A 13,803-nucleotide genomic window follows, 5' to 3' on the forward strand; every position below is an offset into this window, starting at 1 on the left:
CTGGAAGAGGCCCATCATGCCACAGACACCGGGACAGCTCCTGACAAGGATGCGGACCGTCAACCCCACCTCTCCCCGCCTCGTCTGGCATGGCCGGGAAGGCCGGATCGAGCTGTCGGGGCGTGTCTTCGACAACTGGGTCGCCAAGAGCTCGAACCTCCTCGTCGACGAACTCGATGCCGCCGGCGGGACGACCGTCGCCGTCGACCTGCCGGTGCACTGGAAGACCCTCGCCCTCGTGTTCGCCTGCTGGCAGGTGGGTGCCGTCGTCGTGCTCGCGGACGACGGCACCCGGTCCGCTGACCCCGACATCGTGCTGTCCTCGCGAACCGGTGTCGAGGTGGACCCGGGCCGCCTGCTGGCCTGCGTGGCCCTCGGCTCGCTGGCGCTCCGGTGGGAGGGGCCGCTGCCGCGGGGAGCGGTGGACTACGCGGCCGAGGTGCGGTCCCACGGCGACGTCTTCCTCGACGCGGCGGACGGTCCCGGGGCGCCGTCCGCTCCCCTGGTCCGCACCGACGGGAGGACACTGACGGCCGCGGACCTCGCGGGGAGCGTCGTGCTGCCGACGGGACCCGGGCGGGCCGCCGCTGCCGACACCGCTGCGGCCGGATCCCCCACGGTGCTCCTGGAACCCGGCGTCGATCTGCTGCGGGCCCTCGCCGCCGCGTTCGCGGTGTGGGAGCGGGACGGCGCGCTGGTCCTCGTGGAGGAGGGTGTACCCGTCACCGAGCGGTTGCTGAGCGGTGAGAAGGTCACTGACCGGCTGGGGACTGCCTGACCTTCTCGGCCGCCGGCGTCGCCGCGGTCGGGGCGGCCTTGGCCGGGTGCCCGCCCTCCGGGTGGACGAGTTCCTGGTCGTGGCTGAACGCCGGATCCTCGTCGAGTTCCACGTTGAACACCCAGAATCGGTAGGCGACGAAGCGGACGAAGGTGGCGAGCACCGTGCCGAAGACCCCGACGACGAACAGCGGGGTCGGTTCGACGACGTCGAACATGTACTTGGCCACCCACACACAGCCCGCGGCGATGCCCATGCCGATCACGTTGATGAAGACGAACATGGCCAGTTCCCGGGCCGGGTTGGGCTGGCGGCGGCGGCGGAAGGTCCAGTAGCGGTTGGCGACCCACGCGAAGATCGTGGCCACGCCGGCCGAGACGAAGCGCGCCTTGACCTCGCTGCCGCTCATGGGCCCGTGGATCAGGTACCAGTAGAGGCCGTTGTCGATGACGAACGCCACACCGCCGACGGCCCCGAATTTCGCCACTTCACGCCAGAAAAGGGAGGCGAGGCCCCTGATCCGGTCCATGAGTCCTGCCACTGTCAACCTCCGGGGTGCGATACGAACGCCGGGGCCGCAGGGCATGCTCCCGGCGGACCTGCAGGACGAACCGCGACGGGGCCAGCAGAGCGAGCAACCCAGGCTGACCTTTGCATGGCGTGTTTCGCTCCACTTTACGTCCTCCCTCCGCCCCCCGGGCTCCGCAGGGGCCCGGAAACACCCGATGGCGGGCTGGCAGCTTCCTGTGAAACGCACCCCGGGCCTCCCGATCCTGCCCCCCGGATGGCCGGGTCCGGCCGCGCCGTGGTTACCCTGTAGTGGTGACTTTTCCCGTGATAGGCGTCATCGGCGGCGGCCAGCTCGCCCGCATGATGGCCGGTCCAGCCGTAGAACTCGGCCTCGAACTCCGCGTCCTGGCGGAGGGCCCCGACGTGTCCGCGGTGGCCGCCGTCGCCTCCTCGCAGGTGGGCGACTACCGCGACCGCGAGACGCTGCGTGCCTTCGCCGCGGGCGTGGACGTGGTCACCTTCGACCACGAGCACGTCCCCGGTGAGCTCCTCGCGGACCTGGCGGCCGACGGCGTGCGCCTGCACCCCTCGCCGGCGGCGCTCCGGCACGCCCAGGACAAGCTCGTGATGCGGCGGGCCGTGGACGGACTCGGGCTGCCCAACCCGCGGTGGCAGGCAGTGACCGACCCCTCCGACGTCGAGGCGTTCGCGGCGTCCACCGGCTGGCCGGTGGTCCTCAAGACACCCCGCGGCGGCTACGACGGCAAGGGGGTACTCGTGCTGCGTGACGCCGCGGCCCTCGGGTCCGCCAGCGACTGGTTCACCGGCGGCGAGCTGCTGGTCGAGCAGTTCGTCCCGTTCAGCCGCGAACTGTCCGTCCTCGTGGCCCGGCGGCCGTCCGGGGAGGCCGTCACGTGGCCCGTCGTAGAGTCGATCCAGGTGGACAGCGTCTGCGACGAGGTGATCGCCCCCGCCCCGGCCCTGGCGGCCGACGTCGCCCGCGACGTCACCGCGGCCGCGCTGCACCTCGCCGAACGCCTCGACGTCACCGGCGTCATGGCGGTCGAACTCTTCGAGACCCCCGGGTCGGGAGCAGGCTACCTCATCAACGAACTCGCCATGCGTCCGCACAACTCGGGGCACTGGACCATGGACGGCGCCGTGACCGGCCAGTTCGAACAGCACCTGCGTGCCGTGCTCGACCTCCCCCTGGGATCGACGGCGCCGCTGGCGCAGCACGCCGTCATGAAGAACATCCTCGGCGGCGTGAACACGGACATCTACGCGGCCTATCCGTCGGCGCTGTCCTCAGGACCGTCCGCTAAAGTGCACTTCTACGGCAAGGGCGTACGTCCCGGCCGGAAGATCGGCCACGTGAACGCGCTGGCGGCCCCCGGGGAACCGCTGGCCGACGTCCGCGCGAGGGCCACGAGGGTAGCCGCGACGCTCCGCGACGGCACCGGGATGCCCCCCACTCAGCAATGACCGAAGGGAATGCAGTGACGAACGCCCAGGTAGGCCTCGTGATGGGCTCGGACTCCGATTGGCCCGTCATGGAAGCCGCAGCGGCTGCACTGGCCGAATTCTCCATCCCCTACGAGGCCGACGTCGTGTCCGCGCACCGCATGCCTGCCGCGATGATCGAGTACGGCAGGAGCGCCCACGAGCGCGGACTCCGGGTCATCATCGCCGGCGCCGGCGGCGCCGCCCACCTCCCGGGCATGCTCGCCTCCGTCACGCCGCTGCCCGTGATCGGCGTCCCGGTCCCGCTGCGCTATCTCGACGGCATGGACTCGCTCCTGTCGATCGTGCAGATGCCGGCCGGCGTCCCCGTGGCGACCGTGTCCATCGGCGGCGCCCGCAACGCGGGACTGCTCGCCGTCAGGATGCTTGCCGCCGGCACGGACGAGCAGTCGGCCACCCTGCGCCGGCAGCTCATCGAGTTCGCCGGCGCGCTCCAGCGGACCGCGGAGGAGAAGGGCAGCGCCCTCCGCTCCCGCCTGACGGCGTCGACGGCCGACGGCGCATGATGACAGCCACCCGCAACGACGGCAACGGAGCGCACGGGGCCGGCACCCTCACCGATCCCGTGCGGTACCCGGAGTCCGCTCCGCCGGCGGTCCGCACCAAGCGCGCCTTCGTCCTCCTCGCCCTGACGCTCGTCCTGCCGGGCTCCGCGCAGACCGTCGCCGGGGACCGGCGCCTCGGCCGCAGGGCCCTGCGCACCACGTTCGCCTGCTGGGGCCTCCTGATCCTCGGGATCATCCTCGCCGTCACGAACCGGACCCTCGTGGTCGGCATCGTGACCCACCGCTGGTGGTCGCTGCTGCTGATCGCGGTGATCCTCGGGATCGCCGTCGGGTGGGTGCTGCTGTTCCTGAACACCCTCCGCCTCATCCGCATGCCCCTGCTCGACCGCGGCGCGCGCCCCCTCGTGGCCGGGGCCCTCGCGGTGCTCATGGTGCTCACCAGCGGCTCCCTGGCCTACGGCGCCTACGTGCTCGGGGTGGGCCGGTCGACGGTCGGCTCCATCTTCCAGTCGGGGCCCGCCTTCGACCCCGTGGACGGGCGGTACAACTTCCTCCTCATGGGCGGCGACGCCGGCGAGGACCGCACGGGCCGCCGGCCGGACAGCATCTCGGTGATCAGCGTCGACGCGGAGACGGGCGCCACCGTCACGTTCAGCATCCCGCGCAACTTCCAGAACGCGCCGTTCCCCGAGGGCTCCCCCCTCCGGGAGGTCTACCCCGACGGCTACAACTGCGGCGACCCGTGCATCATCAACAGCCTGTACACGGACGTGACGCAGAACTACACGGACCTGTACCCCGACGCCCAGGATCCCGGCGCCGAGGCGATGATGGACGCCGCGAGCGGCGTCCTCGGGATCGAGGTGCAGTCCTACGTCCTCGTCGACATGAACGGGTTCGAGCAGCTGGTCGACGCCATGGGCGGGATCCGGATCGATGCCGGCGGCTGGGTGCCCATCACCGCCGCGGAGATCCCCGGCACCTACCCCATCCGCCACTACCCGCCGGACGGCTGGATCAAGCCGGGCGTCCAGACCCTGGACGGCTACCACGCCCTCTGGTACGCCAGGAGCCGCGAGTTCGTCACGGACTACGAACGCATCTCCCGGCAGCAGTGCGTCCAGCAGGCCATGATCGCGCAGCTGGATCCGGCCACCCTCCTGACGCGGTTCCAGTCGATCGCCGCGGCGGGCACGCAGATCGTCGAGACGGACATCCCGCAGGATCAGCTGGCCGGGTTCGTCGACCTCGGGCTGAAGGCCCAGGGCCAGGAGACGCGCCGCCTGACCATCGGTCCCCCGGACTTCGGCACCCCGGCCGAGAACTTCGTCACCTACCCGGACTTCGACCGCATCCACGCCCGCGTGCAGGAGATGCTCGCGGTCGGTGCGGCCGACCCGGCCGCTGCCGGTCCGCTGCCGCTGGAGCGCGCCGGCGTCGTAGCCCAGGTGCCGTCGCAGACCGTCGACGACGGCACGACGGAGGGCACCACCGGCGACGTGACGGACGTCGTGATCACCGAGGAGTACCTGCAGGAACTGGCCACGATCGGCGACGACCTGACCCTCGGTGACCTGCTGGCCAACAACGGCGAGTGCTCCCCCGCCTGACCCGGTAGAGGCCTCCCCGACGATCACCCCGACCATCCAAGGACCTGACGATGTACCTCCTCGACAACACCCTCCGTCCCTACGCCTGGGGATCGGATTCCGCGATCGCCGACCTGCTGGGCAGGGAGCGGTCGGGCGGCCCCGAGGCGGAGCTGTGGATCGGCGCGCACCCGGACTCGCCGTCGGTGGTGCTCGCCCCGGCCGGACCGGACGGGGCCCCCGTCCCTGGCGCCGGCCCGGCGGACGGCCGCGCGCTGGACGGGTTGATCGCGGAGGACCCGGAGCACCACCTGGGCGCCGGGGTCGCCGCCGACTTCGGGCGGCTTCCCTTCCTGCTCAAGGTCCTCGCCGCCGACAGCCCGCTCTCGCTCCAGGTACACCCGACGCTCGAGCAGGCCCGGGAGGGCTTCGCCCGTGAGGAGGCGGCCGGGGTGGACCGTGCCGCGGCGGAACGCAACTACAAGGACGACAACCACAAACCGGAGATGCTCCTGGCGCTGACGCCGTTCGCGATGCTGTGCGGCTTCCGGCCGCCGGCACAGGCGCGTGCCGTCTTCGAACTGCTGGCGGCGCACGTCGATCGCGCCGGCCTCGCGCTCCCCCCTCTGGTCCCCCTGCTGCTCGACGATCTGGCCCGGCAGGAGGAGCGCACCGCCCTGCGGTCGGCCTTCGAACGGCTGATCGAAGGCGGCACGGACGTCACGGAAGCGACGGCCGCCATCGTGTCCGCCCTCGCCTCCGGAGCCCCGACCGCGCCGTACGAGGAGGAGCTTGCCACCGTCGTCGCGCTCGACGCGCAGTACCCGGGCGATCCGGGCGTACTGATCTCCCTGCTCCTCAACCGCGTCTCCCTGGCGCCCGGGGAGGCCGTCTACCTCCCGGCCGGCAACGTCCACGCCTATCTGCACGGACTCGGCATCGAAGTCATGGCCTCCTCGGACAACGTCCTGCGCGGCGGACTCACGCCGAAGTTCGTGGACGTGCCGGAGCTGCTCCGTACGGTCTCCTTCGAGCCCGTCGGCGTGCCGATGCTCGGCCCCGAGAGGACGTTGCTGGGACAGGAGGTCTTCCGGCCGCCGTTCCGGGAGTTCCAGCTCCAGCGCATCGAGCTCGAACCCGGCGCCGGGCCCGTCCCGCTGGTGCAGGAGGGGGCCGCCGTCGTCCTCGTGGTGTCGGGGTCCGTCCTGCTCGACTCACCGAGGAGCGAGCTGCGGCTGGACCGTGGTGACAGCGCCTTCCTGCCCGCGGCGGAGGCCCCGGTCAACGCGCACGTCGTGTCCGGCGCCACCGGCGCCGCCCTCGCCTTCGCCGTCACCACAGCCCCGGAGGACTGAGACCGTGGACCACTTCCTGCAGAGCCCGCCGTGGGGCGCACTCCAGCGCGACCTGGGACGCACCGTCCACGAGCGTTCGGGCCCCGGCTGGCGCTTCCTGGCCATCGAGGAGCGCAATCCCGCAGGGACCCTGCTCTACGCCCCCTACGGTCCGACGGCCACCTCCCTGGCCGCGTTCGACGCCGCCCTGGCCGCACTGACGGACCTCGCCCGCAGCTGCGGGGCCGTGTTCGTCAGGATCGAGCCGGTGGATGCCGGCCTCCCGGAGGCCGATCCCGCCGCGCTCCTGCGCACGCGCGGCCTCCGGCCGGCCCCGGCCAACCAGCAGCCGGAGCTCACCTGGGTCGTGGACGTGGACCGGGACTTCAAGGAGGTCCTCGCGGAGATGAAGCCGGTGAACCGCAATCTGTACCGGAACATCCACAAGAAGGGCGTGACCTTCCGGTCCAGCCAGGACCCGGCAGAGATTCCGGTCCTGCTGAGGTTCCTGCACCTGACGGCGGCGCGCAACGGCTTCAAGCCGCAGAGCGACGACTACCTGACGCAGGTGGCCCGATCCCTCATGCCCGCCGGCGCTGCGACCCTCTTCATCGCGGAGCTCGACGGCGAACCGATCGCCGCCGCCCTCACCTATGACTCGGCGGACACGCGGACCTATGCCCACGCCGCGCTGGACGACACCCACCGGAAGCTCAGCGCCGGGATCCCCCTGCTGGTCACCCTCATGGCCGACGCCCGGGACAAGGGCCTGCAGCAGGTGGACCTCTGGGGCGTCGCCCCCGCGGACCAACCGGACCACAAGTGGGCCGGCTTCACGGCGTTCAAGAAATCCTTCGGTGGCCGGGAGGTCGCCTACCCCGGGACCTGGGACCTGCCGGTGAGGAAGCTGCGCTACCGCGGCTACCAGCTGGCCCGGACCGGGGCGCAGGCCGTCCGTCGCGGCGTCGGCGCGGCCCGGACCCTGCCTGCCCGGGTGCGCGGCGCGCTCCGCCGCTGACCCGGCAGCGCGCCCGGCCCGCTAGTCCCTGACGCGGGCGTACGTCTCCCACTTGTGGGCCTGGTGCTCGCCGTCGACCACGCGGATGGTGCCGGACTTCGAGCGCATGACGATGGACTGGGTGAGGACCTTGTCCTTGCTGTACCTCACGCCGCGCAGGAGGTCGCCGTCGGTGATGCCCGTGGCGGCGAAGTAGCAGTTGTCGCTGGTGACGAGGTCGTTGGTCGACAGGACGCGGTCGAGGTCGTGGCCGGCGTCGAGCGCCTTCTGCTTCTCCTCGTCGCTCGTGGGCCAGAGCCTGCCCTGGATGACGCCACCGAGGGACTTGATGGCGCAGGCCGCCACGATCCCCTCGGGGGTGCCGCCGATGCCCATCAGGGCATCGACGTCCGTGCCCTCGCGGGCCGCGGCGATGGCCCCGGCGACGTCGCCGTCCATGATGAACTTGGTGCGCGCGCCGGCCGCGCGGATCTCCTCCACGAGCGGCTTGTGCCGGTCGCGGTCCAGGATCATGACGTTGAGCTGGCTGACCTTCTTGTTGTTGGCCTTCGCGATGAGGTGCAGGTTCTGCTTGACCGGCAGGCGCAGGTCCACCATGTCGGCGGCCTCGGGCCCGGTCACGAGCTTCTCCATGTAGAAGACGGCCGAGGGGTCGAACATCGAGCCCCGCTCCGCGACCGCGAGCACGGCGAGCGCGTTGTTGATGCCCAGCGCCGTCAGGCGGGTGCCGTCGATCGGGTCGACGGCGACGTCGCACTCGGGTCCGCTGCCGTCGCCCACGCGTTCGCCGTTGAACAGCATGGGGGCCTCGTCCTTCTCGCCCTCCCCGATCACCACGATGCCGTTGAAGTGCACGGTCTGCAGGAGCGACCGCATGGCGTCCACCGCGGCGCCGTCGGCCAGGTTCTTGTCACCGAACCCGACCCAGTGGCCGCCGGCGATGGCCGCGGCCTCCGTGACGCGGACCAGTTCGAGCGCGAGGTTCCGGTCCGGTTCCTTGTCCCCGACGGCCAGGGCCGGTGACAGTGTCGAGTACTGGGCATTCGTAGCGTTCTGGGACACGTCTATCCTCATCGTCGAAGGTGATCGGTGGGCACGCGGGCGTACCTGTCCGGTGCTGTCATCATAGGCGCGCCGACGGCGCCGTGCCCGGTCATGACGCGCACGTGCAGCGCCGCGGACGAGCGTCCGTTAGGTGCGGTGGCCGGCATCAGCGAAAATGGAGGGGTGAGCGATCAAGGGAACGAGCGGACGACCCCCGGGACACGACCGGGCTCCGGGGACGGGCAGGGCCCGACCCTGCAGCCCGCCGTGCAGCCCGCCGTGCAGCAGGCACGGCCGGCCGACGACGCCCGTCTCGCCGCGGAGCTGAACGACGACGCCCCGCCCATCACGCTCAGCCCGAACCAGGCCAAGCGCGCCAGCTCCACGGCCCGCGGCATGCTGATCGCCACCGGCGCGACCATCGCCGTCGTCCTCCCCGTCTACTTCCTGAATCCCACGTACACCGCGGACACCTACCAGCGGGACATCGACGTCGGGACCGTGGCCCGCCAGGCGGCGGGCGACGCCGGCTACCTCCCGGCGTCGCCCGCCCTGCCGGAGGGCTGGACCTCCAACTACGCGCGCTGGGTCACCGGACGCAGCGACGCCGTCGATTTCTGGGAGGTCGGGTTCCTCACCGCGGACACGGGCTTCATCCAGCTCACCCAGACCGACGACGCGAACCCCACCTGGACGGCGCAGCGCATCGGCGACGCGCAGGTCTCGGGGACACGGACCATCGGCGGGCTCGACTGGGAGCTCCTCGACGCACCGAACGGGGACACCGTGCTGACGTCGGAGGTCGACGGCGCCACGGTGATCCTCAACGGGGAGGCCTCCCTCACCGAGTTCGACACCGTGGGCGAGGCCGTCGTCGAGGACGTCCGGCAGAATGCCGTCGAGGAGGCCGAGCGCCTGTCATCTTCGGACACGGACGGCTCGTGACGGACGGAGACAGTACAGTGGGCGGCGTGACCCAGCAACTGACTCCCGCCGCCGCCTGGCAGCGACTGCAGGAGGGCAACGCGCGTTTCGTGGCCTCCGACGTCTCGCACCCCAACCAGGACGCCTCCCGCCGCACCGCGCTCGTGAACGACCAGCACCCCTTCGCCGTCATCTTCGGCTGCTCGGACTCCCGGCTGGCCGCGGAGATCATCTTCGACCTCGGCCTCGGTGACGTCTTCGTCGTCCGCACGGCCGGGCAGGTGATCGACGACGCCGTCCTCGGCTCGCTCGAGTACAGCGTGAGCGTGCTCGGCGTCCCCCTGATCGTGATCCTCGGCCATGACAGCTGCGGCGCCGTCACCGCGACGATGGACGCGGTCGAGACCGGGGACATGCCCACGGGCTTCCTCCGCGACCTCGTCGAGCGGATCACGCCGTCCGTCCTGACGGCGCGGCGCGCAGGCATCACCGACGTCAACACGACGGTCGTCGAGCACACGAAGCAGACCGCCCGGCGGCTGGTCGACAGCTCCCGCGTCATCTCCGACGCCGTCGAGACCGGGACGGTCGCCGTCATCGGTGTCTCCTACCGACTGGACGAGGGCAACGCCGTGCTGGTGTCAGGATTTGGCGCACTGTAGAGCAGCGGTAAGAATTGCGGCATGACTCCAACGCCTGCAGCCGGTCCTGAATCCACCTCGACGACGGGCGCTGCGCCCGGCGCGGAGACCGTCGGATACCGCATCGAACACGACACCATGGGTGAGGTGCGTGTCCCGGTCGACGCCCTCTACCGGGCGCAGACACAGCGGGCCGTCGAGAACTTCCCGATCTCCGGCACCACCCTCGAGCGCGCGCACATCGAGGCGCTCGCCCGCATCAAGAAGGCCGCCGCGACGGCCAACGCCGAGCTCGGCGTGCTCGACGAGGAGCGCGCGCGGGCCATCGAGGCGGCGGCGGAGGACGTGGCGTCGGGCCGGTACGACGGCGACTTCCCGGTGGACATCTACCAGACGGGCTCCGGGACGTCCTCGAACATGAACGCGAACGAGGTCATCGCGACCCTCGCGAGCCGCGCCCTCGAGGCTGCCGGGAGCTCCACCTCGGTGCACCCGAACGACCACGTCAACGCGTCGCAGTCCTCGAACGACGTCTTCCCCACGTCCGTCCACGTCGCCGCGACCTCGGCGCTCGTCAAGGACCTCATCCCGGCGCTGGCGCACCTCGCCGAGGCTCTCGAGCGCAAGGCGGAGGAGTTCGCGACCGTCGTCAAGTCGGGGCGCACCCACCTCATGGACGCCACCCCGGTCACCCTCGGCCAGGAGTTCGGCGGCTACGCGGCCCAGGTGCGCTACGGCATCGAGCGCATCGAGGCCTCGCTGCCCCGGGTGGCCGAGGTACCGCTGGGCGGCACCGCCGTCGGCACCGGCATCAACACCCCGGCGGGCTTCTCGGCGCGCGTCATCGAACTGCTCGCCGAGGACACCGGGCTCCCCCTCACCGAGGCACGCGACCACTTCGAGGCGCAGGCCAACCGCGACTCCCTCGTCGAGGTCTCCGGCATGCTGCGCACCATCGCGGTGTCGCTCACGAAGATCCACAACGACCTGCGCTGGCTCGGGTCCGGCCCGAACACCGGCCTCGGCGAGATCGCCCTCCCCGACCTGCAGCCCGGCTCGTCGATCATGCCCGGCAAGGTGAACCCCGTGATCGCGGAGGCCGTCATCATGGTCTGCGCGCAGGTGGTGGGCAACGACGCCACCGTGGCGTGGTCCGGCACGAACGGCGCGTTCGAACTCAACGTCGGCATCCCCGTGATCGCCCGGAACGTGCTGGAATCCATCCGCCTGCTGAGCAACTCGACGCGCGTGTCCGCGGACCGCATGATCGACGGCATCACGGCGAACGTCGAGCGCGCGCGTTTCCTCGCCGAGGCGTCCCCCTCGATCGTGACGCCGCTCAACAAGCACATCGGGTACGAGAACGCGGCGAAGATCGCGAAGAAGGCGGTTGCCGAGGGTCTCACCGTGCGTGAGGCCGTCGTCGCCCTGGGCTTCGTGGAGCGCGGCGAGCTGACCGAGGAGCAGCTGGATTCTGCGCTGGACGTGCTCTCGATGACACGGCCCCCGCAGGCCTGACGCGAGGGCAGGACCGTCTCCGGGAGGGGCGTCCCCGATGCGGGTGCGCCCCTCTCTCGTGTGCAGCGACAATTTGCACTCTTTCAGACAGAGTGCAAATATGTACTCCATGCCTGACAGTGCAAACAATGAAGACGTAGGGCTGCGGGAACGCAAGCGCCGCCGGACTCGCGCGTCCCTCGTGGCCGCGGCCCGCCGTCGGACGCTCGAGCACGGCCTCGCCGGCTTCACGGTCGAGCAGCTCTGCGACGAGATCGGCATCTCCCGCAGGACGTTCTTCAACTACTTCCCCTCCAAGGAGGACGCCGTCCTCGGCTCCTCCGACGAGGTGCTGCCCCAGCAGATCCTCGACGGGTTCGTCGCGTCGGGGCGGACCGTCCCGCCGAAGCCGCTGCTCGACGCCCTCACCGATCTCCTCGCGGAGTTCGGCGCACGGATGGCCATCTCCCGCGAGGAGTACCGGCTGATGTCCGCCGTCCTGCACCGGGAGCCACAGCTCATCGCGAAACTGTTCGCCCGGGCCGAGTCGAAGGCCCAGCTGCTGGTCGACCTCATCGCCGTCAGGGAGGGCCTGCCCGCGGAGCATCCCGTGCCCCGCGTCGCCACCTTCGTGCTGGGCGGTCTCGCCCGCCGGTCCCTCGACGAGTTCTTCGCCGAGGGCAACGAGCTGTCCTACCCCGACGTCATCCGCCGGAACATCGACGCCCTGCGCTACCTGTTCCCCTCCTCCCCCGCCCTCCAGAACCAGAACCAGGACACGACATGAGTACACCGACGGCGCAGGACGGCCCGCTCCTCCTGACCCAGAGACGCATCTGGATCATCTTCTCGGCGCTCATCGCCGGGATGCTGCTCTCCAGCCTCGACCAGACCATCGTCTCCACCGCCATGCCCACGATCGTCGGCCAGCTCGGCGGCGTCGAGCACCAGGTGTGGATCACGACGGCATACCTCCTCGCCACCACGATCGTGATGCCCGTCTACGGCAAGTTCGGCGACGTCCTCGGGCGCCGCAACCTCTTCCTCTTCGCCATCGCGCTCTTCACGATCGCCTCGATCGGCTGCGCCTTCGCCACGGACTTCTGGGCGTTCGTGATCTTCCGGGCCATCCAGGGCCTCGGCGGCGGCGGGCTGATGATCCTCTCGCAGGCGATCATCGCCGACATCGTCCCGGCCAACGAGCGCGGCAAGTACATGGGCCCCCTCGGCGGCATCTTCGGTCTCAGCGCCGTCGCCGGCCCCCTGCTCGGAGGCTACTTCGTGGACCACCTCACGTGGAACTGGGCGTTCTACATCAACATCCCCATCGGGATCGCCGCCTTCGCCATCGCCTGGTTCACCCTGCGGCTGCCGTCCAAGAAGGCCACGAAGCGCATCGACATCCCCGGCGTCGTCCTGCTGTCCGTCGCCACGACGTGCCTGATCTTCTTCACCGATTCCGGCGGGGACGCGGCGGAGGGCTGGACCTCGCCGCTCACCTGGGCCTTCGGGGCCGGCATGGTCCTGGCGACGGTCGCGTTCATCCTCGTGGAACGCCGCGCGGAGGACCCGATCATCCCGCTGGAGCTCTTCCGCAACCGCACGTTCGTCACCAGCACCGGCATCGGCCTGACGCTCGGCCTCGGCATGTTCGCAGCCCTCGCCTTCATGCCGACCTTCCTGCAGATGGCCTCCGGGACGTCCGCCGCCGTGTCCGGGCTGCTCCTCGTCCCGATGATCGTGGGCCTGATGGGCACGTCGATCTGGTCCGGGATCGCGATCTCCCGCTCCGGCCGGTACCGCAGGTACCCGATCGCCGGCGTCTCGATCACCCTCCTGGGCCTGGTCTGGATGTCGACGCTCACGGCCGGCACGCCGATCTGGGTCATCTGCACCATGCTGTTCTTCTTCGGCGCGGGGCTCGGCCTCATCATGCAGGTGATCGTCCTCGTGGTGCAGAACGCGGTGTCCCCGACCATGGTCGGCGTCGCCACGAGCACCAACAACTACTTCCGCGAGGTCGGTGCGTCGCTCGGCGTCGCCGTCTTCGGCGCCATCTTCACGAGCCGCCTCTCGGAGCGCCTCAACGGGACGTTCGCCTCGTTCGGTGCCGACCCGGAGGCCGCCGGCCAGGCGACGTCCACCCTCGATCCTGCCACGCTCAACGCCCTGCCGGACCAGGTGCGCGACGCCGTCGTGAGCGACTACGCCGAGTCGCTGGCCCCCGTGTTCCTCTACCTCGTGCCGTTCCTGGTGATCGCCCTCGTCCTCGCCCTCCTGCTGCGCGAGATCCCGCTGTCGACGACGTCGGGCATGGTGGCGCGGGGCGAGGCGATCGGCGGGGAGGAGGCCGTCCGCCTGGAGCGCGAGCGCGCCGCCGCCGGGTCGCCGGAGCGTTCCGGCGCCTGACCCTCGCGGAGGCGCCCGACGGGCGCGCC

The 13,803-nt window shown here is 70.9% G+C and carries 13 protein-coding genes; 11 read left to right on the forward strand and 2 right to left on the reverse strand.

Going from position 1 to position 13,803, the window contains the following annotated elements:
• Positions 1-16: 16 nt before the first annotated feature.
• On the forward strand, positions 17-778 hold the full coding sequence (locus tag CXQ92_RS14235) for a TIGR03089 family protein (protein ID WP_104168426.1): 762 nt from the start codon (positions 17-19) through the stop codon (positions 776-778).
• Here the strand turns inward: CXQ92_RS14235 and CXQ92_RS14240 are convergent.
• The gene (locus CXQ92_RS14240) at positions 753-1,307 is read right to left on the reverse strand and encodes a GtrA family protein (protein WP_104168427.1); all 555 of its coding nucleotides are present in this window, start codon (positions 1,305-1,307) and stop codon (positions 753-755) included. The two genes, CXQ92_RS14235 and CXQ92_RS14240, sit on opposite strands and share 26 nt — an antisense overlap.
• A gap of 341 nt (positions 1,308-1,648) precedes the next feature.
• Between CXQ92_RS14240 and CXQ92_RS14245 the strand changes: the two genes are divergently transcribed.
• Genes CXQ92_RS14245 through CXQ92_RS14265 form a run of 5 tightly spaced genes read left to right on the forward strand, consistent with a single transcriptional unit; the run spans position 1,649 to position 7,259 of the window.
• Positions 1,649-2,773, forward strand: a complete 1,125-nt coding sequence (locus CXQ92_RS14245; RefSeq protein ID WP_104168806.1) for a 5-(carboxyamino)imidazole ribonucleotide synthase — start codon at positions 1,649-1,651, stop codon at positions 2,771-2,773.
• A 41-nt stretch (positions 2,774-2,814) separates the two neighbouring features.
• Entirely contained in the window at positions 2,815-3,318 is a 504-nt protein-coding gene (gene purE / locus CXQ92_RS14250) for a 5-(carboxyamino)imidazole ribonucleotide mutase (protein WP_258070012.1), read from the forward strand.
• A complete protein-coding gene (locus tag CXQ92_RS14255; RefSeq protein WP_104168429.1) occupies positions 3,315-4,928 on the forward strand; it encodes an LCP family protein in 1,614 nt (537 codons plus the stop codon). The genes purE and CXQ92_RS14255 overlap by 4 nt, the downstream gene beginning before the upstream one ends.
• 50 nt (positions 4,929-4,978) lie before the next feature.
• Complete coding sequence (gene manA / locus CXQ92_RS14260) at positions 4,979-6,262, forward strand: mannose-6-phosphate isomerase, class I (protein WP_104168430.1); 1,284 nt, start codon at positions 4,979-4,981, stop codon at positions 6,260-6,262.
• A 4-nt stretch (positions 6,263-6,266) separates the two neighbouring features.
• Positions 6,267-7,259 carry a peptidoglycan bridge formation glycyltransferase FemA/FemB family protein gene (locus tag CXQ92_RS14265; protein ID WP_104168431.1) on the forward strand — a complete coding sequence of 331 codons (993 nt, stop codon included), beginning with the start codon at positions 6,267-6,269 and terminating at the stop codon, positions 7,257-7,259.
• A gap of 21 nt (positions 7,260-7,280) precedes the next feature.
• Here the strand turns inward: CXQ92_RS14265 and glpX are convergent, their stop codons facing one another.
• Positions 7,281-8,333, reverse strand: a complete 1,053-nt coding sequence (gene glpX / locus CXQ92_RS14270) for a class II fructose-bisphosphatase (RefSeq protein ID WP_052274139.1) — start codon at positions 8,331-8,333, stop codon at positions 7,281-7,283.
• A 153-nt stretch (positions 8,334-8,486) separates the two neighbouring features.
• Here glpX and CXQ92_RS14275 point away from each other — a divergent pair, with 153 nt between their 5' ends.
• The 5 genes from CXQ92_RS14275 (at position 8,487) to CXQ92_RS14295 (ending at position 13,774) form a co-directional block, all read left to right on the forward strand.
• Entirely contained in the window at positions 8,487-9,248 is a 762-nt protein-coding gene (locus tag CXQ92_RS14275; protein ID WP_258069961.1) for a DUF4245 domain-containing protein, read from the forward strand.
• A 26-nt stretch (positions 9,249-9,274) separates the two neighbouring features.
• Positions 9,275-9,889 (forward strand): carbonic anhydrase, encoded by a 615-nt coding sequence (locus CXQ92_RS14280; protein ID WP_104168808.1) that lies wholly within the window; start codon positions 9,275-9,277, stop codon positions 9,887-9,889.
• A 21-nt stretch (positions 9,890-9,910) separates the two neighbouring features.
• The gene (locus CXQ92_RS14285) at positions 9,911-11,386 is read left to right on the forward strand and encodes a class II fumarate hydratase (protein WP_258069962.1); all 1,476 of its coding nucleotides are present in this window, start codon (positions 9,911-9,913) and stop codon (positions 11,384-11,386) included.
• 109 nt (positions 11,387-11,495) lie between these two features.
• Positions 11,496-12,152, forward strand: a complete 657-nt coding sequence (locus CXQ92_RS14290) for a TetR/AcrR family transcriptional regulator (protein WP_181033678.1) — start codon at positions 11,496-11,498, stop codon at positions 12,150-12,152.
• Positions 12,149-13,774 carry an MDR family MFS transporter gene (locus tag CXQ92_RS14295; protein WP_104168433.1) on the forward strand — a complete coding sequence of 542 codons (1,626 nt, stop codon included), beginning with the start codon at positions 12,149-12,151 and terminating at the stop codon, positions 13,772-13,774. Before CXQ92_RS14290 ends, CXQ92_RS14295 begins: the two co-directional genes overlap by 4 nt.
• The last annotated feature ends 29 nt before the right edge of the window (positions 13,775-13,803 follow it).

The sequence above is a fragment of the Arthrobacter sp. SX1312 genome (genome assembly GCF_002929295.1).
Taxonomy (GTDB): Bacteria; Actinomycetota; Actinomycetes; order Actinomycetales; family Micrococcaceae; genus Arthrobacter_D.

Excerpts from the sequence above, each read along its gene's own strand:
- glpX (WP_052274139.1), bottom strand. The coding sequence starts at position 8,333 with ATGAGGATAGACGTGTCCCAGAACGCTACGAATGCCCAGTACTCGACA.
- CXQ92_RS14240 (WP_104168427.1), bottom strand. The coding sequence starts at position 1,307 with ATGGACCGGATCAGGGGCCTCGCCTCCCTTTTCTGGCGTGAAGTGGCG.
- CXQ92_RS14285 (WP_258069962.1), top strand. The coding sequence starts at position 9,911 with ATGACTCCAACGCCTGCAGCCGGTCCTGAATCCACCTCGACGACGGGC.
- CXQ92_RS14290 (WP_181033678.1), top strand. The coding sequence starts at position 11,496 with ATGCCTGACAGTGCAAACAATGAAGACGTAGGGCTGCGGGAACGCAAG.
- manA (WP_104168430.1), top strand. The coding sequence starts at position 4,979 with ATGTACCTCCTCGACAACACCCTCCGTCCCTACGCCTGGGGATCGGAT.
- CXQ92_RS14245 (WP_104168806.1), top strand. The coding sequence starts at position 1,649 with ATGATGGCCGGTCCAGCCGTAGAACTCGGCCTCGAACTCCGCGTCCTG.
- CXQ92_RS14295 (WP_104168433.1), top strand. The coding sequence starts at position 12,149 with ATGAGTACACCGACGGCGCAGGACGGCCCGCTCCTCCTGACCCAGAGA.
- purE (WP_258070012.1), top strand. The coding sequence starts at position 2,815 with ATGGGCTCGGACTCCGATTGGCCCGTCATGGAAGCCGCAGCGGCTGCA.
- CXQ92_RS14255 (WP_104168429.1), top strand. The coding sequence starts at position 3,315 with ATGATGACAGCCACCCGCAACGACGGCAACGGAGCGCACGGGGCCGGC.
- CXQ92_RS14235 (WP_104168426.1), top strand. The coding sequence starts at position 17 with ATGCCACAGACACCGGGACAGCTCCTGACAAGGATGCGGACCGTCAAC.